Annotated in this window: 23 protein-coding genes; 3 read left to right on the top strand and 20 right to left on the bottom strand. The window is 59.0% G+C overall.

The features are described 5' to 3' along the window. Window positions 1-202 precede the first annotated feature (202 nt). The 3 genes from CIC07_RS11130 to CIC07_RS11120 all read right to left on the bottom strand — a co-directional run bounded on the left by CIC07_RS11130 (window position 203) and on the right by CIC07_RS11120 (window position 4,677). The gene (locus CIC07_RS11130) at window positions 203-1,318 is read right to left on the bottom strand and encodes an extracellular solute-binding protein (RefSeq protein ID WP_076356296.1); all 1,116 of its coding nucleotides are present in this window, start codon (window positions 1,316-1,318) and stop codon (window positions 203-205) included. Further along, the gene (locus tag CIC07_RS11125) at window positions 1,305-3,146 is read right to left on the bottom strand and encodes an RNA polymerase sigma factor (RefSeq protein WP_076356298.1); all 1,842 of its coding nucleotides are present in this window, start codon (window positions 3,144-3,146) and stop codon (window positions 1,305-1,307) included. Before CIC07_RS11125 ends, CIC07_RS11130 begins: the two co-directional genes overlap by 14 nt. Before the next feature lie 76 nt (window positions 3,147-3,222). Beyond that, complete coding sequence (locus CIC07_RS11120; RefSeq protein WP_234992923.1) at window positions 3,223-4,677, bottom strand: aminotransferase-like domain-containing protein; 1,455 nt, start codon at window positions 4,675-4,677, stop codon at window positions 3,223-3,225. A 93-nt stretch (window positions 4,678-4,770) separates the two neighbouring features. Here CIC07_RS11120 and CIC07_RS11115 point away from each other — a divergent pair, with 93 nt between their 5' ends. Continuing rightward, window positions 4,771-5,727 (top strand): DMT family transporter, encoded by a 957-nt coding sequence (locus tag CIC07_RS11115; RefSeq protein WP_076356302.1) that lies wholly within the window; start codon window positions 4,771-4,773, stop codon window positions 5,725-5,727. A 98-nt stretch (window positions 5,728-5,825) separates the two neighbouring features. Here CIC07_RS11115 and CIC07_RS11110 read toward each other — a convergent pair whose 3' ends face one another. Beyond that, the gene (locus CIC07_RS11110; protein WP_076356304.1) at window positions 5,826-6,704 is read right to left on the bottom strand and encodes a sugar phosphate isomerase/epimerase family protein; all 879 of its coding nucleotides are present in this window, start codon (window positions 6,702-6,704) and stop codon (window positions 5,826-5,828) included. 424 nt (window positions 6,705-7,128) lie between these two features. On the opposite strand from CIC07_RS11110, the gene CIC07_RS11105 reads away from it, so the two are divergent. Further along, entirely contained in the window at window positions 7,129-8,082 is a 954-nt protein-coding gene (locus CIC07_RS11105) for a methyltransferase domain-containing protein (RefSeq protein ID WP_076356306.1), read from the top strand. A 101-nt stretch (window positions 8,083-8,183) separates the two neighbouring features. On the opposite strand, the gene CIC07_RS11100 is transcribed toward CIC07_RS11105, so the two are convergent. The 3 genes from CIC07_RS11100 to CIC07_RS11090 form a co-directional block, all read right to left on the bottom strand. Next, window positions 8,184-9,170 carry a CPBP family intramembrane glutamic endopeptidase gene (locus tag CIC07_RS11100; RefSeq protein WP_083688014.1) on the bottom strand — a complete coding sequence of 329 codons (987 nt, stop codon included), beginning with the start codon at window positions 9,168-9,170 and terminating at the stop codon, window positions 8,184-8,186. Window positions 9,171-9,455: 285 nt separating this feature from the next. Then, on the bottom strand, window positions 9,456-10,490 hold the full coding sequence (locus CIC07_RS11095) for a Gfo/Idh/MocA family protein (protein WP_076356308.1): 1,035 nt from the start codon (window positions 10,488-10,490) through the stop codon (window positions 9,456-9,458). Further along, window positions 10,487-11,338 carry a sugar phosphate isomerase/epimerase family protein gene (locus CIC07_RS11090; protein WP_076356310.1) on the bottom strand — a complete coding sequence of 284 codons (852 nt, stop codon included), beginning with the start codon at window positions 11,336-11,338 and terminating at the stop codon, window positions 10,487-10,489. Before CIC07_RS11090 ends, CIC07_RS11095 begins: the two co-directional genes overlap by 4 nt. A gap of 155 nt (window positions 11,339-11,493) precedes the next feature. On the opposite strand from CIC07_RS11090, the gene CIC07_RS11085 reads away from it, so the two are divergent. After that, the gene (locus CIC07_RS11085; RefSeq protein WP_076356312.1) at window positions 11,494-12,420 is read left to right on the top strand and encodes an AraC family transcriptional regulator; all 927 of its coding nucleotides are present in this window, start codon (window positions 11,494-11,496) and stop codon (window positions 12,418-12,420) included. Between the two features lie 63 nt (window positions 12,421-12,483). Here CIC07_RS11085 and CIC07_RS11080 read toward each other — a convergent pair whose 3' ends face one another. The 13 genes from CIC07_RS11080 to dinG form a co-directional block, all read right to left on the bottom strand. Beyond that, on the bottom strand, window positions 12,484-12,972 hold the full coding sequence (locus tag CIC07_RS11080; RefSeq protein ID WP_076356314.1) for an LURP-one-related family protein: 489 nt from the start codon (window positions 12,970-12,972) through the stop codon (window positions 12,484-12,486). A gap of 275 nt (window positions 12,973-13,247) precedes the next feature. Then, window positions 13,248-13,751 carry a ferritin gene (locus tag CIC07_RS11075; protein ID WP_076356316.1) on the bottom strand — a complete coding sequence of 168 codons (504 nt, stop codon included), beginning with the start codon at window positions 13,749-13,751 and terminating at the stop codon, window positions 13,248-13,250. A 130-nt stretch (window positions 13,752-13,881) separates the two neighbouring features. Beyond that, a complete protein-coding gene (locus tag CIC07_RS11070) occupies window positions 13,882-14,103 on the bottom strand; it encodes a DUF1450 domain-containing protein (protein ID WP_076356318.1) in 222 nt (73 codons plus the stop codon). Between the two features lie 205 nt (window positions 14,104-14,308). Then, window positions 14,309-14,998, bottom strand: a complete 690-nt coding sequence (locus tag CIC07_RS11065; protein ID WP_481855891.1) for a DnaD domain-containing protein — start codon at window positions 14,996-14,998, stop codon at window positions 14,309-14,311. A gap of 70 nt (window positions 14,999-15,068) precedes the next feature. Beyond that, window positions 15,069-16,367 carry an asparagine--tRNA ligase gene (gene asnS, locus CIC07_RS11060; protein WP_076356320.1) on the bottom strand — a complete coding sequence of 433 codons (1,299 nt, stop codon included), beginning with the start codon at window positions 16,365-16,367 and terminating at the stop codon, window positions 15,069-15,071. Continuing rightward, window positions 16,364-17,587, bottom strand: a complete 1,224-nt coding sequence (locus CIC07_RS11055) for an acetate/propionate family kinase (protein WP_076356322.1) — start codon at window positions 17,585-17,587, stop codon at window positions 16,364-16,366. The genes asnS and CIC07_RS11055 overlap by 4 nt, the downstream gene beginning before the upstream one ends. Further along, complete coding sequence (locus CIC07_RS11050) at window positions 17,584-18,456, bottom strand: 3-hydroxyacyl-CoA dehydrogenase family protein (protein ID WP_048749027.1); 873 nt, start codon at window positions 18,454-18,456, stop codon at window positions 17,584-17,586. Before CIC07_RS11050 ends, CIC07_RS11055 begins: the two co-directional genes overlap by 4 nt. Window positions 18,457-18,667: 211 nt before the next feature. Next, window positions 18,668-20,167: an AAA family ATPase gene (locus tag CIC07_RS11045; RefSeq protein WP_076356324.1), complete on the bottom strand. Its 1,500-nt coding sequence runs from the start codon at window positions 20,165-20,167 to the stop codon at window positions 18,668-18,670. Then, a complete protein-coding gene (locus tag CIC07_RS11040; RefSeq protein ID WP_083688016.1) occupies window positions 20,160-20,696 on the bottom strand; it encodes a hypothetical protein in 537 nt (178 codons plus the stop codon). Before CIC07_RS11040 ends, CIC07_RS11045 begins: the two co-directional genes overlap by 8 nt. Before the next feature lie 155 nt (window positions 20,697-20,851). After that, the gene (locus CIC07_RS11035; RefSeq protein WP_139334421.1) at window positions 20,852-21,349 is read right to left on the bottom strand and encodes a cell wall elongation regulator TseB-like domain-containing protein; all 498 of its coding nucleotides are present in this window, start codon (window positions 21,347-21,349) and stop codon (window positions 20,852-20,854) included. A gap of 23 nt (window positions 21,350-21,372) precedes the next feature. Then, the gene (locus CIC07_RS11030; protein ID WP_076356328.1) at window positions 21,373-22,671 is read right to left on the bottom strand and encodes an amidohydrolase; all 1,299 of its coding nucleotides are present in this window, start codon (window positions 22,669-22,671) and stop codon (window positions 21,373-21,375) included. Then, window positions 22,652-23,311 (bottom strand): redox-sensing transcriptional repressor Rex, encoded by a 660-nt coding sequence (locus CIC07_RS11025; RefSeq protein WP_076356330.1) that lies wholly within the window; start codon window positions 23,309-23,311, stop codon window positions 22,652-22,654. The genes CIC07_RS11030 and CIC07_RS11025 overlap by 20 nt, the downstream gene beginning before the upstream one ends. Further along, window positions 23,308-26,172: an ATP-dependent DNA helicase DinG gene (gene dinG, locus CIC07_RS11020; protein ID WP_076356332.1), complete on the bottom strand. Its 2,865-nt coding sequence runs from the start codon at window positions 26,170-26,172 to the stop codon at window positions 23,308-23,310. The genes CIC07_RS11025 and dinG overlap by 4 nt, the downstream gene beginning before the upstream one ends. Window positions 26,173-26,174 lie beyond the last annotated feature (2 nt).

The following is a 26,174-nucleotide window of genomic DNA, read 5'->3' as shown; positions in this document are numbered from 1 at the left end:
CATCGCTGGTCGGCGTAACCATGTCCGGGTAGAATGCCGATGCTTGAGTCCGTGTCGGCCTACCTTCCCTGCGCACCCATGCTCGATGCCGAGGGCATCGCAAACGATTCCGTCCCCAAAATGCATTGTTCCGTACAGCTTGCCTCCAACTCTGCATCCCAGCAGCCTCCCGCATCGTTGCTGTTGCCCTTCCATGTGCGGCTCAGGCATACCGGGTCCATGAACGCAGCATCTTCGCCACATCCGCTCCGCCGACAATCATTCGTTCGATGTCCTCGTTGATCAGCTGGCGGGAAGAGTTCCATTTCTCATTCAAATAAAAGCCGCTCGGCTGCGCATGCTGAAGCTCCTCCAGATAGCGGGACCAGATCCTGTGCTCATGCAAGCCTCTCTCCTCCGCCTGGCTTCGGGATAACGGCAGCGGCCACGAAGGGCTGTCGATGAGATAATGCCGCAGGAAATCCCAGGCCAAGCCTGGCTGCGGGCATTTGCCCGTTATGCCCGCTCCGCCCATATAGATCATGTTTCCGTCTCTTCCTTCCGCCAGTCGCGGCAGCCTCGCCAACCCGAATCGTCGATGATCGATGCCGTGGTGGATCAGACCTCCGGCAAACCACATGAAGCCGAAAATCATGGCAAAGCCTTCATGAAGCTGCCCGGCGGATGACGGCTCCTTCGGTTTGCGGATAATGCCATGCACCCGGTAAGCGTCGATGATTTTCTGCATCGCCTCGATGGTCGCCGGACTGTCGGCATACCCTCTGGCTGTCCGGCCGTCGGGTGATAGATACGATCCGCCATTCCGGAATACGAACGGCTCGTACCATTCGATGTCCACGCCGATACCGAAGCCGAACTGGACCGCCACCCCGTCTTCGCCGCGGATCGTCAGCTTTTTGGCCGCTTCAACGAATCGTTCCCATGTCCAGTCATCCTCCGGGTAAGGCAGGCCCGCCTTGTCGAACATCTCCTTGTTGAACACGAGCAGCGGAACGCTCATGTCGACGGGAAGTCCGGGCAGCGTGCCGTTATGGCGGGCGATCGCCAGCGGCCCCGTATAGAGATCCGCTTCCATCCCCGACTGCTCGACAAACGGGTTCAAGTCGACGAACATCCCCTCGCGGTTGAACAGCGCCCAGCCTCCCGATTCGACGATGTCGGGCGCTTCATCCGAGCGGCAGGCGCTGAGCGACTCGAAATGATCCGCCGACTGCTCGATGACGACCTCGACCTCCGGATGCAGCCGCTCGAACGACTCCTTGGCCTCCATGATCCGCTTCAAATTCGTGAACTCGCTCATGAACCTAAGCTTGCTCATCTTCAACACCCCTCTCCTCGATCTGCAGCTTCAATGCTAGTTCCATATAGCCCACGGCGGCGCTTTCGAAGCGCTTGGCCTTCCTCAACAGGGGTATGCAGCCATCCCGCAGGCTTGGAGGCATCACTTCCGCCGTTTTGACGAAAGGAACCCGGAGGCTGAGCTCCTCCAGCGCAAGCGCCGCCTGCTCATAAGCCTCCGATGCCAGCAGAGCCATCCTCATGTCCTCCCCTCGCAAAGGTGCCGTCCGCAAGTAAGCGGCCGCATACCGCTTCGCTTCGGCATAGGCGGTCGCAAGCTGGCCCATGCCGTATCGGTTCGGCGCCGTATCGCAATCGGCCAGATGGCGGATCCAAGCCTCGTAAGCGGCAAGCCCCGCCGCATAGCTCAAATACGAGGTGCGGGGACGGTATTGCGATCCTTCATTGGCGAAATGAATTCCATTGCGGAGAGCCTGGAAGAACCGGGACTTCGCCTTTCTGCCCTCCGCCTCGCTGTTCCCTGCCTTCCTCCCGGCCGTCCCGCTGCATCCTTTCCGCGAGAAAGCGGCCAGAAACCGGATGGGATTGCCGGCTACATCCTCGTAGGGCAAGGTTTTCCCTTCGGGAAGCACAGGATCGGTCACATGCACGATTCGCCGGTCCTCGTCATAACCGTGGATGACGGACCATTCATGGACGAACGGCCGAGAAGCCTGCGTATCGAAATAAAGCACAGGCATTCCGGCGTCGATCCGGCTGCGGATGAACGGCAGGACGGCTTCCTCGATCGGCAGGACGACCGGGAAGCTCTCCACGGCCCCGAGCAGCGGAACCGGAGATCCGGCCAGCTGCCCGCAGCAAAACGCCGTCTCGTACCCGTATCCGGCCATCAGCTCTTGTATCGACGCCTGCCAATCGAAGATGTAAAGCCCGTCCGAGAACGTCGTCTTCTCCGAAATGCTCATGCGGAAAGCCATTCCCGAGTCTCCCATCAGTTCCGCGCCGCTCCTCGGCTCTCCATTTGCCGCGAGGATCCGCCCCAGACTGCCCGCAAGCGTGAACAGCCTCGGCTGTTCTCCCATCCCTGCCGCAAGCTCAAGCAGCTTGCCGTTCCCCATTCCGACACCTCTCCTCGCTTCCGGAATCAGGCCGAGAGAAGCCCGGATATGCTCCTGGCGCAGCTTTTGCCTGGAACGGTGGATGTACGTGTAGATGGATCCCGTCGTCATCCCGTACATCCCGGCGATTTCCTCCGGACGGAGCTGCCGGAAAAAATAAGCCTTGAAGATCCCTTTTTCCTTGGAACTCAGGCAATGGAGCAGCGCATGAATCGTTTCAAACGTCTCCTTGCGAAGCAGCAGCTCTGCCGGATCCCGGCTGAGAGCCGCCTCCTGGCTCGCCCGACCGGCCAAGTGGGACAGAATGCTGTCGAGATCCTCCCAGTCCGCGGCGGCGGCCTCTCGCCCGACAGGAGCGGCAAGCGAGTTGAACGGCCTTTCCTTGCGGTACGGTCCGCCCCGGCGCAGCTTCATGTTGGCCTGGTTGCGGACGATCCGGTAAAACCACGGCAGCAGCCGGCTCGTATCGGCAAGCGTCCCAAGATGGAGGAAGGCGCGGATGAGCGCCTCCTGCACGACGTCATCGGCCATATGGACGTCTCCTGTCAGCCGCTGCGCCAATCCCTTCGCCTTCTGGCGATGACGCTCGAACAGCTCCCCGAAAGCTTCGGCATCACCCGCTCTGGCCCGTTCCGCGAGCTTGCGTTCGTCATCCGCAGCCTGGCTTGGCTCCGCAGGCGGCAATGCCATGGAGGCGCCTATCGGTTCTTCTTCGGCAATCGATTCCATGCTGATCTCCTCGCTTCTCTTCGGCCTATTCAGAAAGATGCCGCTCCCGCCGCGGATTTGAACAACATACGCAGATTCAGCGCCGGAGCTCTTCCGCCGCCTGTATGAGCTGCTCGACGGCCTCTGCGATCCGCTTTTCGCTCAGAAAGGAATAGCTGAGCCGGATCCTCGCATTCATGTCGCCCAGCGGATCGCAGATGCTGCCGGGCACAAAGGCGACCGATCGCGCCAAGCATCGTTCCAGCAGCAGATCGGCCGGGATTCCATCCGGCAGGGAGATCCACAGGTTCAGCCCTCCGGCAGGGCTGTCCCAGCTCCAGCCTGTGCGGGCAAGCGCTTGTTCCATCGCATCCTTGCGCATGCGGACCGCCGTTCTCAGCTTCTGGACATGCTCCTGCATGCGGCTCGAGAAAAAGTAATGCTGGAATATTTTTTGGTTGAGCAGCGGAGATCCGCTGTCGGACAACGCTTTGAGCGGCCGGATGCCCTCCATGACCGAAGGGCGCGCGGCCAGCACGGAAATCCGCAGGCCGGGAGCGATATATTTGCTGAAGCTGCGGATATAGACGACATACCCCTCCGTATCGTAATAGAACAGCGGAGGAGGCGGGGGCTGGTCGAAATAGATATCATGGTAGACGTCATCCTCCACCAGGATGCAGTCATGCCGCTCCGCCAGCTCCACCAGCAGCTTGCGCTGCTCGGCCGGCACCGTATAACCCGTCGGGTTGTGGAAGGTCGGGTTCATATAGAACAGGCGGGGCTTCTCCTTCTCCATCAGCGCTTCGACAGCGTCCAGGTCATATCCTTCCGCCGTCAGCTCGACCGGCAGCAGAACGATGTTCTGCTGCTGGAAGACGTCGATCGCAGGACTGTACGTCGGCCGTTCGATCAAGACGCGGTCGCCGGGCTTGACCAGCGAACGCGACACAAGATCGATCGCTTGCTGCGAACCCGACGTGATGAGCAATTCTCCCGCCTCGACATCGATTCCATGGGCTTCGGCAAAAAACGCCGATAGTGCCTCCCTAAGCTCCGGATCGCCGAGCACCGTGGAATACGTGCTTAGAACCATCGGATGAAGATCCAACACCTGCTTCACATGATTCGATAAAAAGCGGTTCGGAAGCAAAGCCGGATCGATCAAAGCCTCCGACATCGGATGGCTGACCTGAACGCTGTGGATGTCCGAAAGCCGGCTGCGGTTGACGTAGCCCGGAGCGGCTGCGTAAGCCCACCCCGGAGCGGCTTCTCCATCCGGAGAGATCGTCCTCGCGTCCTCGCGGGCACGAACGTAATAGCCGTTTTTGTACCTGGAGGAAAGAATGCCTTCCTCTTCGAGCAGCCGATAGGCTTTGAGCACGGTCAGCCGGTGCACCCCGAGCCGCTCCGCCATCGACCTGACCGATGGAAGCTTCTCCCCGGCCTTCCATTCTCCCCGATTCATGCCGCTTCTCACCTCGTCCTGAACGAGCGCCAGCTTGGTGACGGCGTTGCTGCTCCGAGCCGCGGCAGCGATATTGTTCTCCACTTCCATTCCTCCCGATCAGCCTATCTGGTCTAATCCTATCCCATCTGTTCTATCCGTCAACCACTATAGTAAATAAAAAGAGGAGGCACGCGGATGGTTGCATTCAATTACTTGCTCATGTGCGCGATTTTCGGCACGACTTTTCTCGTCATCAAAATCGGCGTGGCTGCCGGCCTACCCCCGTTCCTGTCGGCAGGAATCCGCTTCGCCGCCGCCGGGCTGCTGCTGTACGGCTGGATGCTGGCCCGGCGCAAGGTCCAATTCTCGATGCTGTTCCGCAAGGAATTCGCCTTCATCGGCGCCGGCAGCACATTCGCCACCTTTGCCGGACTCTACTGGGCCGAGCAGCATATCGACTCCGGCATGGCAGCCATCCTGTCGGCTACTGGCCCGATGGTCATTCTGCTGATGCAATCCGTGGCGCTCCGGCAGCGAGCCGGCTTCCTGGAGAGAGCAGGCTGCGGCATCGGCCTGCTTGGCGTCGTCACGCTCATGCTGCCGGAGCTTCATGCTCAGGCGAATGTGATCTGGCTGGTCAGCTGCCTGCTCGTCCTGCTGGGCGAGCTCGGTTATGCGGCAGGCAGTCTCTTGACTCGGCGGACGCTGCATCGCTCTCCGGATCTGCCTCCGGTCGCCTTGAACGCCGCGCAGATGATATATGGCGGCATCGGGCTGCTGATTCTCTCCGCGTTTGCCGAAAGGCCCTCGGCGCAGCCAATCGACTTCTTGCCGGCAGCCGGATCGCTGATCTACCTGACCGTTGTCGGCTCCATGCTCGGACACAGCCTCTATGCGTGGCTGATCAAGGCGACTAACGCCTTTTTCCCGTCCACCTGGCTGTATATCTCCCCCGTCATCGCGCTCGGTCTCGGCGCGCTTCTGCAGGATGAGCGGCTGTCCCTGCTTTCGCTGGGCGGAAGCCTGCTGGTGCTGGCCGGCATCGTCATTCCCCGCCTGCCCGAGCTGAAGGAATATGCTTCCTCCCGCAGGAGCCGGGCTGTTGAAGCGGCCGGCAGCAGCATTCGGGCGTCCGAGTCCGAGTCCGTCTGATGGATGTGAATTAGATTTGAAGCCAAAAAAGCGAAGAATACACTCCGATGCCGGAATGGATTCTTCGCTTTCTGTGCTGAGTGTGCTGGCTATGGAGATTACTTGAAGCTCTTCAAGAACCGGACCGCTTCGGCGATATCCTGCTCAGGCTGGGTGCCGACTTCCCTCTCGATCGTCAGGTAGCCGGAGTAGCCGATATCCTGAAGCGCCTGAAGATAATTCGGCCAATCCACGCCGCCTTGGCCCAGCGGAACTTCGCGGAAGTCTTCGCCGGCTTCGGCCGAAGCCGCCAGCGCCTCATGGCTCATCGCCTCGTAGCCGAGCATGCCGTATACTTTGCGCGGGTCGACTTCCCGCAGCCGGATGCCGTCCTTGGCATGAGTGTGGACGATATAATCCTTCAGCGTGTAGACGCCTTGAACCGGATCGTCGCCTGTCACCATCACCATGTTGGCCGGGTCGAAGTTGACGGACAAGCCGTTCGTACTGAGCGTATCGAGAAACTTCTTCAGATGGGCGGACCGCTCTGGACCGGTCTCGATCGCGAAGTATGCGTTGATGCTGCTGGCATAGCTGCTCAGCTCATCGCAGGCGCTTTGCATCGTGTGGTAGATCTCGCCGTTCTCGTCATCCGGCACGATGCCGATGTGGGTCGTGACGATCGGGCAGCCGAGATCCATCGCCAGATCGAGAATCCGCTTGGACTTGTCGATCTTCCAGCGGTTCTCCTTGGCGTCCTGGAAGCCGTGTCCCGCCAGATCGCCCACAAGGGCGGAAATCTGCAAGCCGAGGGAAGCCACATATTCCTTCAGCTCCCTGCGGCGGGCGGCATCCATCACATCGGGATCCATTTCGCCCTTCACCGCATAGATCTGCACGCCGTCCGCTCCGACTTCCTTGGCCTTCAGCAGCCCTTGACGAACGCCGAGCTGGAAGCTGTCCACGATGACGCCGATAGGATTATTGATTTTAGTCATGCCACATACCGCCTTTTAGGAAGGTTATCGTTCTGCTTTCATTGTACCTGCCTGGAGATATCCTCTCTAGAACTGCGGTGCCGACCATTTGGATTTTTGTGCTTAAGGGACGCTTGACCTTCTCCCTGCGTCAAGGTGTAAGATGTAGCCAACCGCATCAACGAGAGAATCGAAAATCCGGGTATTTCTGGGCTGGGTGTTTGCGATAAATAGATGCGACTGATGGTTGTATCTATGTTTGCATTAATCTTAGACACAGATGTCTACGGTATCTTTGCCATAGGTGTCTGCTATTGATCTTTAGGATAAATGTCTACCGTTGAAATTTAATGAGCGATGTCAATCTGTGATTTAATGATAGCGATAGAATGGCATTCCGACATCCAGACCGAAATTCCGGAACGTAGAAAAGGAGAACGTAATTATGCATATCCGTCAGGCAGCCGCCATGACCGGCCTTACTCCCCGTGCCATCCGTTATTACGAACAGACGGGCCTGCTGCCGGCAAGCGCCCGTACCGAAGGCGGCTACCGATTCTATAGCGGCGATGACATCGATCGCCTGAGATGGATTGCGGCTCTGCGTGAATGGGGCATTCCGCTCTCCTCCATTGCCGGCATGCTGGACAGTCTTGGAGACCGGGAAGCTTTCCTGCTGGCGGCTGGAGCAGCGAGGCAATCGCTGTATGAGCAATGGCTGGACGCCTCAGCCGCCTTGAAGTCGCTGGACCAGGGAATGGCGGCTTGGCAGAGCCGCGCCGAACTCCCTTCGCTGGATCAATTGAACGAGTTGTCTCGGGAGCTGCAGCAACAGCGAAAAACCCGCGGCAGCTGGACCGACGGGATCGGTTGGGACGTGATGGCGGCGGTAGCCGGAGAGGAAGCGCCGGTCCGATCGCTGCCTGCCGGGTACTCGTTAGAGCGGTATAGAGCGACGCTTGAAGAGCTGGCTGATTGGCTCGACCCGTTGCCAGGAGAAACCGGCGCCGATCTCGGCTGCGGAACCGGCAATCTGACGAGGCTTCTCACCGCCGGCGGAGCCCGCTTGATCGCTGTCGACGTCTCCTCGTCGATGCTTTCCCTGCTGGCCCGCTCGCTGCCGCAGATCGAAACTCGGCAAGGCAATCTGCTTGCATTGCCGCTTCCCGATCGTAGCTGCCACTTCGCTGCAAGCAGCTTCGTGCTGCAGCATCTGCGGCATGATGAACGCCTCCTCGCCCTGCAGGAAATGCGCCGTGTGCTCCTGCCCGGCGGCAGGCTGGCGATCGCGGCTCCGCTGACTGACAGGGAGCTCCAAAGGCTCCGGCGCCCTTTGGCCGCTGACAGCTGCGAAATATACAGCTGCGGGGACGGGATGCTGCTGGCAGTTGTGTCCTGATGCATGAAGCGGTCCCATCCCCTCTAGCAAACACATCGCGCAGCAAGTTCAATAAACAGATTGAAAGTCTCTTTTTATTCATTTATTTCTAATTTTCGAATTTATAATAATATCCAAGAAGCCAAAACATGTAGAAAAGCATCTGCAAACATATGAGATACGATTGCATATTCCAGTCCCTTTTTCCAAAAGAGATATCCGAACCAAATTCCCAGCAGACCGTTATTGAGGATCGCCCGAACAACAAGCAAAGGAGTAATCTCACCAAACATACTCATAGTTGCTGGAAGATGACCTAATCCGAAAAGTACAGCCGACAATACGATAGAACAAACAAAATAATAGGTCGGTATATTTGAACGTGTTCTCCTAACTAGAGTAAATAACCAGACCATCAGTGACATTACGAATAAACGGAGAAGGACTTCCTCTACGATTCCTCCATACAGAAAAGTAAGAGCACCTTTCCACAAAGCTACGGGCGGGCTGGAAGTCAGTGCTGGAAAACGCGGTTGAAAAACCATCTTCTCCATTCCTGCAATCACTGCAGTACCCGCCAAAGCACCTAGCCCTCCAATACCAAGCCATCGAAATGAAATTGTGACTTTCTTCCCGCCGTATAGCCAATAATGCAACAATGGCGCACCTAGGCCGACTTTGGAAGCTAAGTTTAATCCCAATGCACAAGTCACTAAAGTCATCAGAGTAACTTGAATAACAGTAATGATGGCCTTGTCTGCCAAAGGGAGAGGTAATCCGCTAAAACTATCCTGGATAACAGGCATCAAATAGGGCAATAAAGCCGTCGCCGCCACACCGCCAAGAATGGTAAATAGCAGTACCAGTCGCCCTTGTTTTTTATGCGTATTCGTATTCTCCTGCAAACGATGAACTTCCTGCTGTGTTTTAATCCCTTTACGTAAAGCAAGTGTAAGAAAAATAAATAGACATAAAATACCCAAAACCGCATTTAACCACACTTCCCAGGCATCTGCATGATAGGACTTGGAAACCGCACCTGTTTCGAACAGGATAAACAGTGCAAGCCAAATCAATAACCTATACTTACGATAAAAGAATGGTAACAAACGTGCACCGCCTCAAATGTGTAATATCTGTTATATTTATTATATAACAGATATCAATATGAATATCAATGATTTTTATCAATGCTTTTGATTTGGCTGATCCGCAGTTTGAAGGGAACATTTATTCCGTCTCACGGTAATATGTTCGGACTCTAACAGGTAAATATGGCTCCACAACACTACTCCCTAACCAACAAGCAAGAGGATGGCTTAAAACCCGTTCCATGACCAAAAGGCTGCCCTAAGGCAGCCTCCTGATTCCCTAGCGGAGCTTCCGCTAAGCTCTTATCTAACCGCCGCTCCTGCCAGGCTCACCCACTCGCCCCGCTTGTCGGCGGAAGCAAGCTCCGCCTCCACGATGGCGATCGTAGACAACGTGCTCGCCGGATGGGCTTCCTCGATCGGTTCCCCGGCCAGCAGCTTCTCCACGAAGTATTTCAGCTCGTAGTAATAGCCTTGATCCTCCGCCAGATCCGCCTCGAAGCCAGGCGCATCATTCGGATTCACCTTCACGGCGCCGCCGCTGAACTGGACGTTGCCCCGCTCGAAGTTGACCCGGAAGCCCATCTCGAACCCGAAGTCGCCGTTCAGTGTCCAGTCGACCTGCGAATGGACGACCTCGCTGCCGCCATACCGGTAATGGGTGGACACGATGTCGTAGCCGCTGCCCGGAATGACGTTGACAGCCTGCGTCGATACCGCCTCCGGCATGCCGAACAGCCAATTGACGACATCCGTGTCATGCACATGCATATCGAGCAGGGCGCCGCCTCCCTTATCCTTTTGCAGCACCCAAGGGCCCCAGTCCGGCGTGCCGCCGCCGCGGTAGAAGTACGCATACGTCGGCTTGCCGTACGTTCCGCCGGCAATCAGATCCCGCAAGTATACATAAGCTGGCCAGAAACGCAGGCATTGCCCGATCATCAGCGATTTTCCCGTTCTCTCGGAAGCTTGGAGCATCTCGAGGCATTCCGCCTCGTTCGACGCCATCGGCTTCTCGCACAGCACATGCAGGCCCGCTTCCAGGCACTTGACCGTCACGCTGCGATGCAGATGCGTCGGCAGCGTAATATCGACGGCGTCCAGCTGCTCCTTGTCCAGCATTTCCTGAAGCGACGTATAAAGGGAGAAGGAGGACAGGTCGAGCGGTGAAGTGCCCGCATCCAGGTTGCCTCCGCCGCCTTCGCCGCGAAGCTTGGCCGGATCCGCGTCGCAGATCGCCGTCACCTGCACGGCAACGCCCTCCTTGGCCAGCCGGACGTAGTTTTCCAGATGCGCCCTTCCCATGAATCCAAGTCCGATGATGCCGATTCTGATCATGCGCGCCCGCTCCTTCCGAGAATGGCGTCCATAGCCGCCGAAGTATTGAAGATGATCTGGCTGCCGTGATGGGCGTAAGGAGGAATCATTTCCGCCGTTACATAGCTGTCGTAGCCGATGGCGCGCAGCGCGCCGACCACGGCCGGGTAGTCGACGTCGCCGGCCAGCAGGTCGACGAAGCCGTGCAAGCCGCCCGCCTGCCTGCGATAGTCCTTGAAGTGGACTTTCTTGATCCGGCTGCCGAGAATCGGGATCCAATGCTCCGGATAGCCGGAGTGCACGACGTTGCCGACGTCGAAATAGGAGCCGACGTAATCGGAGCCGATCTCGTCGATGAATCCTCTCAGCTCCAGCGGAGACAGCAGGAACTTGTTCCAGACGTTCTCGATGCCGATCGCCACCCTGGCCGCCTCGGCGTCCTTGGCGAGCCTCGAGAGGCCCTCCAGCGCGCGGTCGTAGGCGGCGTCGTAAGGGACGGCCTCCGCGTCCGGAATGAAGTCGACTCCGACTGCGCCGGGCACGACGAGTATCGTGTCCACGCCGAGCAGCGCGGCGCATTCCAGCTGCCGCTTGACGATGTCGGACGACTTGCTGCGGATGGCTGCATCCGAGCTCGTGATCGGGTAATTCCAGTACAAGCCGCTCGCGAGGCTGGCCAGCTCGATGCCTTTATCCTCCGCCAGCTTGCGGATCCCGATGATATCCCGGTCCGTGCTTTCCAGGCTCAGAGGTCCATTCTCCTCCAGCGCAAGCTCGATGCCTTCGAAGCCGGCGGCAAGCGCCAGGTCCATGCTTTCCCCGATGCCCGTTCCCGCCGGGAACGACCAGGCATTGATTCCCTTTTTCATGTCATGCAGCTCCCTTCGGAATGTGTATCCGCTTCCTTGCTGCGATTATATCAATCTCCCAGCCGGATGGATTTATGACATCAGCCGTTAAATTTGCACTCAACCATGGTAAAATGGAAGCCTATCGTATATCTAGGCCGCGAGGAGATGCATCCATGCCGTTCAGCCGCTTGATTTTGGAGACGCCCGTACAGGTGGAGAGCCTGATCTCCTTTCATTATTTCGAATATCCGACGGGCTTCCTGTTCGAAGGGGAATCGCATGACTTCTGGGAGCTTCTCTACGTAGACAAGGGGGAGGTCGAGGTTCGGGCGGACGACCGGCTGCTGACGCTGAAGCAAGGCCAGCTCATCTTCCACAAGCCGGGGGAATTCCACACCGTGCGCGTGGATGCCGGACATCGGCCGCCCAATCTCATCGTCATCGCTTTCGGCTGTTCGAGCCCGCTCATGCACCAACTTGAAAACCGGGTATCGTACCCCGGCGAACGCGAAAGAAGCTGGCTCGCCCTGCTGCTGCAGGAGGGATTCGCCAGCTTCCTTCCGCCCTACCATACACCCGGCAGCCATGAGCTGCGCCGCGACCCGCAGGCGCCGGCGGCGAGTCAGCAGGCATTCCGCCTGCTGCTGGAGCTGCTGCTGATCGGGCAGATCCGCAGCGCCCGCTCCGAAGCTCTGGGCGAGCTGGCCGAGCAGCGCCGCAGCGTCCCGGCGAAGGCCGCCCGGCTGGAGCAGGATACGGTGCGCCGGGTGCGCGAGATCATGAGGCAGCGGCTGTCCGAGCCTCTGGCGCTGGACGATCTATGCCGGGCGGTCCACTTGGGGCGGAGCCGGCTGAAGGAAATCTTTTTGTCCCAGACCGGAATGGGCGTCATGGATGCGTTCAAGGAGATGAAGATCGAGGAAGCCAAGACGCTCATCCGGGAGCAGCGCCATACGTATACGGAAATCGCCGACCGGCTCGGCTATTCCAGCCTTCATTACTTTTCCCGGGATTTCAAGAAAGCGACCGGAATGCCGCCGTCGGAATATTCGCGGACCGTAACGGCGGCCGCTTCCCTGCCTGCCGATACCCGCCGCTAGCCCAATACGGAGGTGCCGACCATTGAAGAAGTGGAGCTTGATCGGAGTCCCCGCAGATGAGCATCAGTTCGACGAACGGGCCGCCTTCTGGATCGCGTTCATGCCCAGGATGACGCACACCCATTCCATTTCGCCGACAGAGCTTGTGTAGGTTTCCAGCCGGTAGGCGGACGGAAGCACCCAGCCGCTTACTTTGCGGAAGCCGGCCGCCATGTTTCCCGCTTCATCCGTAATCTCGTAGTCGTCGGAAAAGGCGGGAGAGGCGATTTCAAAAACACCTCGGCCAAAGCTGTCATATTCGAATCTTCTGGACAGGAATGCCAGCCGCTGCCTGAGCTCCCCCGCTTCCCTCCCGCCCTGTCCAAGCACAGACCATCTTCGGGAGAACAGGGGGAACCTGCCCTGGAACAAGGCCGCTCCCTCCGAATCGAATACCTCCAGCGAGGCTCCGAACATGCTGCGGAGATCGACATGGCCGATGACATTTCCATCCTCGTCCATGATTTCCGTCGGTCCCGAATTGAAAAAGTTGTCTTTGAAATAAATCGGCATCCCTTTCTCTCCTTTCCTAGATGAGACCTATACGTCCAGAATTCTGCTTATGTTTCCTACTTCCTTCCACAAGCCAATCAAGCCGGACCGAAAAGGTCCCGGCCTGTTTTGTTTTATATCCATGAACCGAAATCCTGCGCCTATCGGTTCCTGCAGAGAGCGGAGCATCGCGATCGAACTGGAATGGGAGCGGATACCAAAAAAGCACCCCTTTCGCAATCATTGGAACGGCATGTTGTCCAATGACGCGATAAGAGGTGCTTGAAAAGGCTATGCTACTCCGCCGGAGGCGTGAAGGATCTGCCGGCAAACTCCGCATCGAGCATATAGAAAGCGTTGCTGTCGCTCTCGATGCGCTTCAGCTTCTGGATGATGCCGTCGAACAGCGCTTCTTCCTCCACCTGCTCGTCGATGAACCATTTGAGGAAGTAGATCGTCGCATGCTCTCTGGAATCAAGCGCGAGATCCGCGAGCTCGTAGAAATTTTTCGTATTCTGCTGCTCGTGGCGGTAGCCATGCTCGAATACGTCCAGCATGGAATCGTATTCGTTCTTCGGCTCCGGCAGCGCCTTCAGCGTCGCGCGGCGTCCGCGGTCGTTGAGGAACCGGTACATTTTCATCGCGTGGAACCTCTCCTCCTCCGCCTGGACAAGGAAGAAGTTGGAGAAGCCTTCCAGGCTGTCTCCGGAGCAATAGGCCGCCATGGCCAGATAGACATGCGCGGAATAGAATTCGAAATTCATCTGCTCGTTGAGAGCGGTCGCCAATTGATCGTTCACCTGTGAATCCCCCTGTCTTCATGGAGGCGGCTGAAAAGCTGCCGCTGCGTTCACGAATCATTCTTCCGGCGTTTCTCCAGAACGATTCCGCGCCTATCGCTTGTTTTTCAGCAGCCTCATCGTCATACAGTCATCGCTTATTCAACCGCTTCTTGATCTTGCGCCGCAGCTTGGCGGGGCCGGAAGCCGATAAGGTCTTCCCCTTGACGACGGCGAAGCAGGCTTCCCTGCACAGCCTGCAGCTGCCGAGGCAGTCTTCCTTGACCAGCTTGGCTCCCGCCTCCGACTTGAGCTTGCGGTAGGCGGGCTTCGCCCCGTTCTTCAGGTTGCGCCGGCAAAAACGGATTTTCATCCGGCCATCCTCCTCGCCTCGTCAAGGCCACTGAAAAAGGTGTCGCTGCGTGCGCGGATCGTTCTTCCGATCGCTGTTGTCCCCGTATTTCTCAGATTTCTTGCCGTTTTTACGGTTGAAATCCGGTGACAAAGGCGACCGCGTTCGCTTCTCCAGAACGAGTCCGCACCCTCCGCCCGTTTTTCAGCGGCCCCGCCTCATCCCGTCAGTTTTTCGACGTCCCGCGGAACTTGCGGGAATGAACCTTCGCTTCCTCCGGCGTCGATACCCGGTTGCGGGACCATTCCAGAAGGATGCGGTCGATATACGTAAAGTGGAGCTTGCCTGCGAATACCGCTTCCCTGAGCGCGAAGCGGATGAGCTCGTCGCTGTACTGGTCAAGATCGAGCCAGCTGCTGATCCGCTCGCATTCCATCGGAGACAGCGGCCTTCCGAACTCCTGCTCGAACACCGAGAACAAGTTGAGCTCCATTGCAGCCGTCTGGCGGGCAGCCGGCTCCGGCGAAGCGGGCTCAGGGCGTTCGGCGGCCGCCCAAGCGGCCGCCCGCTCCAGCCAGCCCTGCCAGTCGTACCGCTCGTAGCGGATGCCGCTGGAGGCGTCGACAGCGTCGTTGATCGTCAGGAAGCCTTCCTTGATCAGACGGCCGAGCTGCTGCTGGACCGACTTGGCGGTCGCGCCGGTCAGTCGGCCGAGCTCGTCCGGCGTCGGGAAATCCTGGCGCAGCGAATCGCGGAACATCATCAGCTGCAGAAGCAGCATCATGTCGCTGTCGCTGAGGCCCAGCTCCCGATAGCTGCGAAGAAGGAGCGCGGGAAGGAAAACTCCCCGTTCTCCCATCAGGGAAGCCAATGCTCTCGTGTATTCATGCTGGTTGTTCTCCTTCAAGCGGCTCACCTTCCTCCTGATCGCTGCAACTTACGTACAGCCGCCGGACAATCCGGCGGCGATGGCGGGCAAGGCTGTCTTACGGATACAGACGGTACAGCGTGCGCGGGAAGGCGATCGTCTCGCGCACATGCTCGAGGCCGCAGATCCAGGCGACGGTGCGCTCCAGCCCGAGGCCGAAGCCGGAATGCGGCACGGTGCCGTACTTGCGCAGATCCATGTACCACTGGTAAGCGTCCAGAGGAAGGTTGTGCTCCTCGAAGCGCTGCGCCATCAGCTCCGGATCGTCGATCCGCTGCGAGCCGCCGATGATCTCGCCGTAGCCTTCCGGCGCGATCATGTCCGCGCACAGCACGACTTCCGGACGGTTCGGATCCGGCTTCATGTAGAACGACTTGATGGAGGCCGGGTAATGGGTGATGAATACCGGACGGTCGTATTCCTGAGCGATGGCGGTCTCGTGCGGAGCGCCGAAGTCTTCGCCCCAAGGGACTTCGAAGCCGTTTTTGTTCAGGAATTCGATCGCCTCGTCGTACGTGATGCGCGGGAACGGAGCCTGGATCGCCTCCAGCTTGGAGATGTCGCGTCCAAGCGTCTCCAGCTCAGGACGGCAATTTTTGACGACGCTCTGCACGACATGGCTCACGAAAGCTTCCTGGATGCGGAGGCTCTGCTCCAGATCGACAAACGCCATTTCCGGCTCGATCATCCAGAACTCGATCAGATGGCGGCGGGTTTTGGATTTCTCCGCACGGAACGTAGGGCCGAAGCTGTATACCTTGCCGAGTGCCATCGCGGCGGCTTCCATGTACAGCTGTCCGCTCTGGGTCAGATAGGCGTCCTCGTCGAAGTATTTCGTATGGAACAGGTTGGTCGTTCCCTCTGCGGATGTCGGCGTGAGGATCGGAGGATCGACCTGGGTGAAGCCGTTCGTATCGAAATATTCGTTCACGGCGCGCTTGATCTCCGCGCGGATGGTCAGAATCGCACGCTGCTTCGGCGCACGCAGCCACAGATGGCGATGGTCCATCAGGAAGTCGACGCCATGCTCCTTGGGGGTGATCGGATATTCCTGGGTAGCCTGGATGATCTCGATGCCGTCCACGAGCAGCTCGTAGCCGGAAGCGCTGCGCGGCTCTTCCTTGACCGTGCCGGACACATACAGAGAGCTCTCCTGAGTCAGCTTGCCAACCGCCTCCCATGTTTCCTCGGAGACGTCGTTCTTGGCGACTACGCCCTGGATATAACCGCTTCCGTCGCGAAGCTGGAGGAAGGCGATCTTGCCGCTGGAGCGCTTGCCGTGCACCCAGGCTCCAATCGTGACGCGCGCGCCCGTATGGGCGGATACTTGCTTGATGGTAACGAGATTTTCAATCATGCTTCGGTTTCTCCCTTCGGTTGCTGCGCGGCCAGCTTGAACGTATCGCGTGCGATCAGCAGCTCTTCGTTCGTCGGCACGACCATCACCTTCACGCGGGATTCCGGCGTGGAGATGATCCGGGCTTCCTTGCTGCGCTGGGCGTTGAGCTCGCGGTCGAGCTCGATGCCGAGGAACGTCAGCCCCTCGCATACCCGCTCCCGCAGGACGACGGAGTTCTCCCCGACTCCGGCGGTGAACAGAAGCACGTCGATGCCGTTCATTGCGGCCGCGTAAGCGCCGATGTATTTGCGTACGCGGTAAGTATACATTTCAAAAGCGAGACGGGCGTTCTTGTCGCCATCGAACATCGCTTCCGTAATCTCCCTCATGTCGCTGCTGAGGCCGGATATGGCCAGCAGCCCGCTGTGCTTGTTCAGCATGGAGTTGACCTCCGTCAGCGTGAGGTCTTCCTTGTTCATCGTGTAAGGCACGATCGCCGGATCGAGATCGCCGCTGCGCGTGCCCATCATGAGCCCTTCGAGCGGAGTCATGCCCATGCTCGTGTCGAACGACTTGCCGTTCAGGATGGCCGTCGCGCTCGCGCCGTTGCCGATATGGCAGCTGACGAGCTTCAGCTCCTCCAGCGGACGGCCGAGCACTTCAGCCGCGCGCTCGCTGACATAGGCATGGCTCGTCCCGTGGAAGCCGTAACGGCGGATGCCGTGGCGGCGGTAGAGCACCATCGGAATCGGGTACAGGTACGATTCCTGCGGCATCGTCTGATGGAAGGCCGTATCGAACACGACGACCTGGGGAACGCCCGGCAGCACCGCTTCGACGGCGAGGATGCCCATCATATGCGCCGGATTGTGCAGCGGCGCAAGATCGAACAGCTTGCGGATCTCCAGCTTCGTCTCGCTCGTCACGATAGCGGATTCCTTGAACGACTCCCCGCCATGCACGACCCGATGGCCGACCGCATGGATCTCCGATACGGAGCCGAGCACTCCATGCTCCGGATGGACAAGCATGTCCATGACGCGCTTGATCGCGCTCGTATGCTCCAGAATCTCGTCGACGATGCGCACTTCCGGCTTGTCGGCAGGCTCATGCGTCAGAATCGCGGTATCCATGCCGATCCGCTCCACGCGGCCGCTGGCCAGGACGGATTCGTCCCTCATGTCGTAGAGCTGGTATTTCAGCGAGGAGCTGCCGGCATTGATGACGAGAATGTTCATACGCGGTCACCGTCCTTGTCGTAGCTGAAAAATCCGGTCCCGCTCTTGACGCCGAGCTGGCCGGCGCGCACCATTTTCTTGAGAATGAAGGACGGCCGGTATTTCAGCTCTCCGTATTCCCGGAACATCGACGAGAGCGCGGCATGGACGGAATCCAGCCCGAACCGGTCGGCCATCTCGAACGGACCGTGCTGGAATGAATAGCCGATGCGCATCGCGCTGTCGATGTCCTCCGCGGACGCGGTGCCTTCCTCCAGAATGTGCAGCGCTTCGTTGATGAAGAGGCAGATGAGGCGGGTCGTGACGAATCCCGGGGATTCGAACACCATGACGCCTTTCTTCTCGATCACCTGCTCCACGAAATCCTTCGTGCCCTTGAACGTCTCGTCCGAGGTGCGGAGTCCGCGCACGATCTCCACGAGATCTACCTTGAACACCGGATAAACGAAATGCATGCCGATCACCCGCTCCGGATGCGCGGTCACGCTGGCCAGCTCGGTTAGCGACAGCGTCGACGTGTTGCTCGCCAGTATGACCGATGGCGGACAAGCCTTGTCGACGGCGCGGAACACTTCCTTCTTCGCGTCGAGGTCCTCGGTGATCGTCTCGATGATGAGCTCGCATTGGGACAGGTCTTCAATCGCCGACACGCCATGGATCCGTCCCAGGATCAGCTTCTTCTCCGCCTGGGTCAGCGCCCACTTCTCGATCTGCTTGTCGAGGCTGACTCCGATATTGTCCAGGCCGGACTTCAGCCTTTCTTCCGACAATTCCAGCAGATAGACGTCCAACCCTTTGTATGACAGCATCTCGGCGATGCTCTGTCCCATCGTGCCGGCGCCGATCACGCCGATCTTTCTGTAATTCACAGTATGGTCTCTCCTATTCCCTGTATCTCTAAAGTACCCTTTATTATAACGTTCCGAAGGCTGCCGACACAACTTGACACCGTTCTTTTCCGCTATAAACCTTGCCAGCTCCACTCAACCATTCGTTCCCATCTAGCCGCCGAATCGATGCAAATGAAAAAAGAGACGGCATATTCCGTCTCTTTTTTTGCATGCATGACCGCCGCTCCCGTCAAGCGCTGAGGCTCTCCTCGGAGGTCATGAGCTTGCGGAACTGCTCGCCGCCAAGCGTCTCGCGGTCGATCAGGATGTTCAGGCAATGCGTGAACAGCTGCCGTCTTGCGGCCAGCATTTCCTTGATCCGGCTCATGAGGCCGTCCAGCACGCTGCCGGATATCTGGGCCCAGCGGTCCGGCGTCATCATCCTGTCCTCAATGATGCCCACTTCAGTCAGGCCGCATTCCACCATCGTCCGGACAATATTGAGCGACTGCTCGAAGTCGTTGCGGGAGCCCGTGCTACGGCCGCCGTAGAACATCTCCTCCGCGGCCGCGCCGGCAAGAGCGATCATGATCTGGGCTTCCAGATAATCCTTCGTATACAGATAATGGTCGTCGCTCGGGTTGTGGCGCACGTAGCCGAGCGCTCCGCCGCGCGGCGCGAGCGCGACCTGGGATACGCTGCCCGGACGCAGCAGCTCCGCCGCGATCGCATGGCCGAGCTCGTGGATCGCCACCCGCTCCCGCTCTTCCTTGGTGGACTCGCGGTCGGTCTTCTCGCCCATCATGACCTTGTCGATCGCCATCGTCAAATGATGCTGCTCGACAAGCGCCAATCCTTCGCGCATCGCATAGATCGCGCCTTCGTTCAGGACGCTTTCGAGCTGGGCGCCGGAAAATCCGAACGACTCCTCGGCGATCTTTTCCATGTTCACTTCATCATGAAGCGGTTTGTTTTTGGCATGGATGTTTAAGATATGAAGACGGCCCTTCTTGTCCGGAAGATCGACGCCGATATGGCGGTCGAACCGTCCTGGGCGCAGCAGCGCCGAATCCAGCATCTCCTTGCGGTTCGTCGCCGCGATGAGGAGAATGCGGGGCGCCTCGTTCGTATGGATGCCGTCCATCTCCGTCAGCAGCTGGTTGAGCGTCTGGTCATACTCCCGATGCTGGCCGCCGTCGCGCTTGCCGCCGATGACATCGATCTCGTCGATGAAGATGACCGCGTTCTTCTTGCCTTCCTTGCCGGCCTTCTTGCGGGCTTCCTTGAACAGATCGCGTATCCGGCCCGCTCCGACGCCGACGTACATCTCCACGAATTCGCTGCCCGATGCGGCCAGATAGACGGAATCCGTATAATGGGCCGCCGCCTTGGCCATCAGCGTTTTGCCTGTTCCGGGAGGGCCGGTAAGCAGGATGCCCTTCATCGGGCGGATGCCTAGCTTGCTGATCTCCTCATGCTTGACCAGAAAGTCGAGCGCCTCGACCAGCTCCCCTTTGGCGCGTTCCTGTCCTCCGATATCGTCGAAGGAGAACGGCGTCGAGCCCTTTACCCGAGCCTCTCTGCGGCCTCCGGCCGCTGCCAGCTGTCCCTTGGACTTGAGCGCGAACAGCATCACGCCCGCGAGCGCAAGCGCAAGCAGAAGAGGAATGATATTCACGCCGCGGAACAACAGAAACACAAACAGCGAGACCAGAACTCCCCCGCCTATCTCGATGCTGTACTTAGGCATTCGTCCAAACCCCCATTCGCTCGCCGATCCTAGGCAAGATCACATATTTCGTATCGCTGCCGAGCTCCAGCGTCACATATACGTTGCTGTCGTCGATCGAGGTGGCCGTCTTGAGGCCCGGCGTCGCGCGTTCGACTTCCTTCAATGCATCCGGAATTTCGGAATAGCGGCGGTTCTCCATCGCTTCGGCGACTGTGAACAGCTGGCTTGTCCAGATGGAATCCAGCTTGGGCTGAGAGCTCTGATCGACCGTAATGACAAGCTTGCGTCCTTCAAGCCATTTGGCGCTGCGGTCGGCAATCTGGTCGTGAATGCCCCGAAGATCGGCTCCGGCGCCCAGCTTCAGGCGAACGGTCAGCGAATCTTTGGAAAGGGTCGGGACGGCAGAGACGACGCCCGGCAGCGAATCCACCGCAGATTGCAGCGGACGCTCCACGACGGCCTGGTCGTAGGCGTACCAGCCGCCGAAAAGCAAGGCTGCGGAGATGGCGATCGTCGACAAGAAAGGCACAAGCCTTACTTTGATCAAAGCAAAAGCCCCCTTTATGAAAATCGAAGCGACGGCATCAAAGCCAGCCTCTTCGTCTACTTTGCTTCATGCGTATACGGATTAGTATATCACATTTGCTATACGAAGAGTATATCACATCGATATTCATAGAGGAGGCGGCAATCGTTACAACTTTAGGAAGCTTTTTTTGTCGTCAGCGAATACGTGGTCATATACTCGCCGTTCTGATAGCGATAGAAATCATAGTAATAGCGGGTTTGTCCCTGCTTGCGGGTATAGAACACTTCCCATGCCGGCTGTCCGCCGATCATGCCTGCCCGGACATGATGGATGTCGGCGTCGGGAACGCGCTGCTTGAAGCTGCTGCGGATGTCGCCTTCCTTGCGGCTGGACGCCATGTCCAGCAGAAGCGGCTCCCCTTTTTCGGGAAGCCAGGCAATCACTTCCTGCCCCTCGGCATTTTTGCCGCGGACGACCCATACCGGGGCATCCCATACATATTTCTCTGCCGAGGAGGTTTCCTTGAGGCCCGCCTTCTGCTGGGCGAGCTTCTCGGCCTGAAGCTCCGCAGCCCAGATCGGACGCTGGAAGCTCCGGTATTCGGCATGCAGATACACGAGCAGCAGCACAACGAGCGCGGAGATCCACAGCGTCCAGCCGCGCCTGCTCATGAGGCCGCGCCGCCGGCGCGCCATCAGTTCCCCGTCAGCCTGGCATAGCAGGCCTGGGCTTCATGCTTGATCCGTTCCTCGTCAAGCAGCGTGCTGACGCCGTCCTTGACGACCTGGACGCCGTCCACCCATACGTGGACGACATCGCGGCCGGAGCCGCTGTAGGCCAGATGGGAGACCAGATCGGACTGAGGATAGAAATGCGGCTGATCCGTATCGATCGCGATGAAATCGGCTTTCATCCCTGCTTGCAGCGCGCCGAGCAGCGGCTGGGAGATCGTAGCCGCTCCGCCGAGAGTAGCCAGCTTCAGCGCTTCGGCCGCCGGCACGACAGTCGGATCTCCGGATACTCCCTTGTGGATCAGAGCCGCAAGCCGGATCTCGTCGAAAAGGTCGAGGTTGTTGTTGCTGGCGGCGCTGTCGGTGCCGAGCGACACGGTGACGCCGGCCCGGAGCAGATCCGGAACGCGGGCGACGCCGCTCGCAAGCTTGAGGTTGCTGGCAGGGTTGTGCGATACGGCCGCGCCTCTGGCTGCAAGCAGCCCGATCTCCGCATCCGTGAGATGGACGGCGTGGGCGACAAATGAGGGACGCGAGAAGAAGCCGAGCCGGTCCAGATGCTCGACCGGACGCAGGCCGTATTCGCGGACGTTCTGCTCCACCTCGGCTGCGGTCTCCGACATATGCGTGTGCATCGGAAGATCGAGATCATGCGCCGCCTGAACGAATTTTTCGATGAACGCCGGAGGACAAGTGTACGGAGCATGCGGGCTCATCATCGTCCTGATGCGGCCGTTCGCCTGGCCGTTCCAATCCTTGGCGAACCGGACCGCTTCATCCAGCTTCTGGAGCTGAACGTCCTCCGGGCACAGCCCGATGGCTCCGCGCATCAGGACGCCTCTCATACCGGACTGCTCGACGACTTTGGCGACCTCGTCCATCCGGTCGTACATGTCGACGAATGTCGTCGTACCCGACTTGAGCATTTCCAGCACGGCCAGCGACGTTCCCCACCGGACGTCCTCGTCCCGGAACTTCGCTTCCATCGGCCACATGTAATCCTGCAGCCATGTCTGCAGCGCCTCGTCGTCGGAATAACCGCGAAGCAGCGACATCGCCGCGTGGCCGTGCGTGTTGATCAGCCCCGGCATGAACGCGAGGCGGCTCCCGTCGAGCTTGACTGCCATATCGTCGGCATCGGCCGGGCGTTCTTCCCCTATGTAGGCGATCAGCCCGTCCTCGACGACCATATGTCCCTTCAGTACGGGACGTCTTTCGTCCATCGTGACGAAGGTTCCGTTTTCAATCCACCATTTGCTCATGTTCGGTTCCTTCCTTATCCATGTAATAAGCGAGGCTCAGCAGCTGCGTCGTAAAATCGGCGTAATGGATCCGGACCTTCTCCGGAGCCTTCAGCACGACCGGGGCGAAATTGAGGATCCCCTTGACGCCGGCCGCGATGAACCGGTCCGCGACGTTCTGAGCTTCCGCTGCCGGCACCGTGATGATGCCGATCTGAATATCCTGTTCCTGTACGGCCTGCTGAAGCCGCTCGATCGGCTGCACCTCCAGCGAGTTGATCCGGGTGCCGATCTTGGCCGGATTGGCGTCGAACACCGCCGTGATTTTCATATTGTCCTTCAAATACGTGCTGTAGTTGCATAAGGCATGGCCCAAATTGCCGGCCCCTACGAGCGCGACGAGCATCACCTGGTCGAGCTTGAGGATGCCTCTGATCTTCTCGATCAGGTAGTTGACGTCATACCCGACGCCCTTGCGCCCGAATTCCCCGAAATAGGCCAGGTCCTTGCGAATCTGAGCCGGATTGAGCTCGAGCTTGAGGCCGAGCTCCTGCGAGCTGACGGTCTGCACGTCGCGCACATGAAGCTCGCCCAGCACTTGCAAATAAACGGGGAGCCGGCGGACGACCGCCTCCGATATCGCCTTACCCTGCTTGCTCATTGCCGGACCGCCTCCTTGGAGTCTTCGGACAGCCATTCCCTCATTCTCGGAACGAACTGATCCGCATGCATATGTTCAATTTTAGGTCCAGGCAGCGAATAAAGGAAGTGTTTCCCGTAAAACGTCTCGATGACTCTCGTATCGTAAATAAGGACGATTCCCTTGTCCCGGGAAGTTCGGATCAGCCTTCCAAATCCTTGCTTGAAACGGATGACCGCCTGCGGCACGGACAGCTTCATGAACGGATTCTGCCCGGATTCCTGAAGCATCTCCGCCTTCGCTTCCTGAAGCGGATGGTTCGGCGGCTGGAACGGCAGACGGACGATGGCCAGGCAGATGAGCGCGTCGCCGGGAATGTCGACCCCTTCCCAGAAGCTGCTCGTCCCGAGCAGCACGGATTCGGGCTGCTGCCGGAAGCGGCGGGTAAGCTTGCTGCGGTTGCTGCTGTCGAGTCCTTGTCCCAGCACCTGAATGCCGGAGCCCTGGAGGGCTTCCTTCAGCGGATCGTACACCTGCTTCAGCATCCGGTAGCTTGTGAACAGAACGAGCATCCGCCCACCGGTTTCGCGGGCCGCTTCCGACAAGGAGGCGACAAGGGCGCTGAGGTAGGCCGGATCGGCCGCGGCTCCCTTGACCGCGGGGAAGTTCCGCGGAATCATGACGAGCGCCTGGGAGCGGTAATGGAACGGCGAGGGCAGCAGGACGGTGCGCGAGCGGCGCTCGTCCGCCATGTTCAGTCCCAGCTGCTCGGCGGCGTATTGGAACGACTTCTGCACGCTCAGCGTGGCGGACGTGATGACGACGCTCTTCTTGCTGTCGAAGAAATATTCCCGGATCTGCCCGCTGACATCGGCCGGAACCGTATTGAGCTGGATGCTCTTCGTCCGCGCGGATGGGTTGGACTCGATCCAGTATACCATCTCCGGCTTGTCCGCCCGCACGAACACGCGCAGCTCGTCCCGGATGCGTCCGGCATCCTTGACCGCTCCCGCGAGATCCGTCAGCATCCCTTGAAGCGCCGTATCGTCCAGCTTGTCCTTCATGTCCGAGAGCATCTTGTCGAGAACCTTGATCGTCCGGTTCATTTCCTTGAAGTAGATGCCTTCCTCGTTCTGGATCGGCTCCCACTGGCTCGGCAGGCTGCCCGGCTTGAGGCGCAGGACGCTCTGCCCCGTCTCGGTCTGGCCTCCGCCGGAAGAGGCGGACGCCAGCGACTGGAGCTGCTCGAAGACCGTCTCCCAGCTGTCCTTGAGCGAGCCGAAGCGCGGGATGATCTCGTCCAGCTGCTCCGTCCATTTGGGCACTTCGTCCTCGCTCTCCCCCTGGATGTGGGAGCGGAGCTGCGGCAGCAGGCCGCTGCGCGAATCCTTGGCAAGCCGGTTCGCCAGGTTCAGGAACGAGTAGAAGCTGAGCTGCTGTCCGAGATGCTTGCCGGCCACTTCCTCCACCTGATGCCCCTCGTCGATGACGAGATACTCATAAGACGGAAGAAGGCGGTGATCGGCTCTGATATCGGTAAATAAAAGCGAATGGTTGGTGATGACGACGTCGGCTAGATTCGCCTCCTGCTTGGCCCGGTGATAGAAGCAGCGCTTGAACCACGGGCATGCCCGGTTCAAGCAGGAATCGGCGTCGCTCGATACGGTATTCCAGAATTCCCCTCCGCGGTTGCCGAAGTTGATCTCTTCCTGATCTCCGGTCTCCGTCTCGCCCAGCCAGACGACCATCTGGGACGCCGTCTGCCGCTCCTCGGCCGTTGCGGCGAAGTCGAGCGACTGAATCTTGGTTTCGAATTTGCGGAGGCAGATGTAGTTGCCTCTCCCCTTGAACACGCTGGCGCGGAAGTCGAAAGGAAGCACCTGCCTGAGCAGCGGCAAATCCCTCTGCCTGAGCTGCTCCTGCAAATTGATCGTATGGGTGCTGACGACAATCTTCCGTTCGTTCTTGACGCCGAAATAAAGGGAAGGGATCAAGTAGCCGAGCGATTTGCCCGTGCCTGTCCCGGCTTCGATCAGCAGATGCCGATTGTTCTCGAAGGCGTCGTTCACCTCGCGGAACATCGTCTGCTGGGCTTCGCGCTCCTCATAGTCCGGGAACAAGGCGGTGAAGCCTTCCCGCACCTGCTCCAGATAGTCCTCGAAGCTGACGCCTTCAAGCGGCTTTTCGTTGCCTTCGTCGCGGGGGGGCTCCTCTTCCGTCCACTCTCCGGCCTTCATGGCGAACTGCCGGAAATAGCGGTGGCTGTCGGTATCCAGAGCGGTGGACGCTTCGCGGAGAGCCAGCTCCTCGCGCAGCAACCACCCGAGATCGTTGTCGGCGCTCAGCATCACGAACCGCTGCAGCGTCAACAGCGGCAGGCTGCGCAGCTTCTTCACGCATTCGGCGAACAGGATCGCCGTCGCCATCGCGTCGCTGTCCGCGCGATGATGCTGATCGTGGCGGATGCCGAACTGCTCGGATACAGCCCCGAGCTGATAGGAGCTCAGGGAAGGATAGAGCATGCGGAGCAGCTCGACCGTATCGAGCTTCCTGCCGTCGAACGGCGAATAGCCGGCCCTGTCGAGAGCCATATTAAGGAAACCGGCATCAAAGGATACGTTATGGCCGATCAGCACGGCATCCTGAAGCAGCGGAATCATCTCCAGCAGAAGATCGTCGGGCTCGGGCGCATCCGCAACCATCGCGTCGTCGATTCCGGTAAGCTGGGTGATGAAGACTGGGATCGGTCCGCTGGGGCGCACAAAGGAGTTCAGTGTCTGGAAGACATTGAACTCCTCGTCCATCAGCACAAGGCCGACTTGTATGATTTCATCCTCGGTGCTGGTTCCGGTCGTTTCTAAATCCAGTACGGCATAGATCATTC

The sequence above is a fragment of the Paenibacillus sp. RUD330 genome (assembly GCF_002243345.2).
Taxonomy (GTDB): Bacteria; Bacillota; Bacilli; order Paenibacillales; family Paenibacillaceae; genus Paenibacillus_O.
The sequence above is the reverse complement of the archived record's forward strand: the minus strand, read 5'-3'. Positions and strand labels throughout refer to the sequence as shown.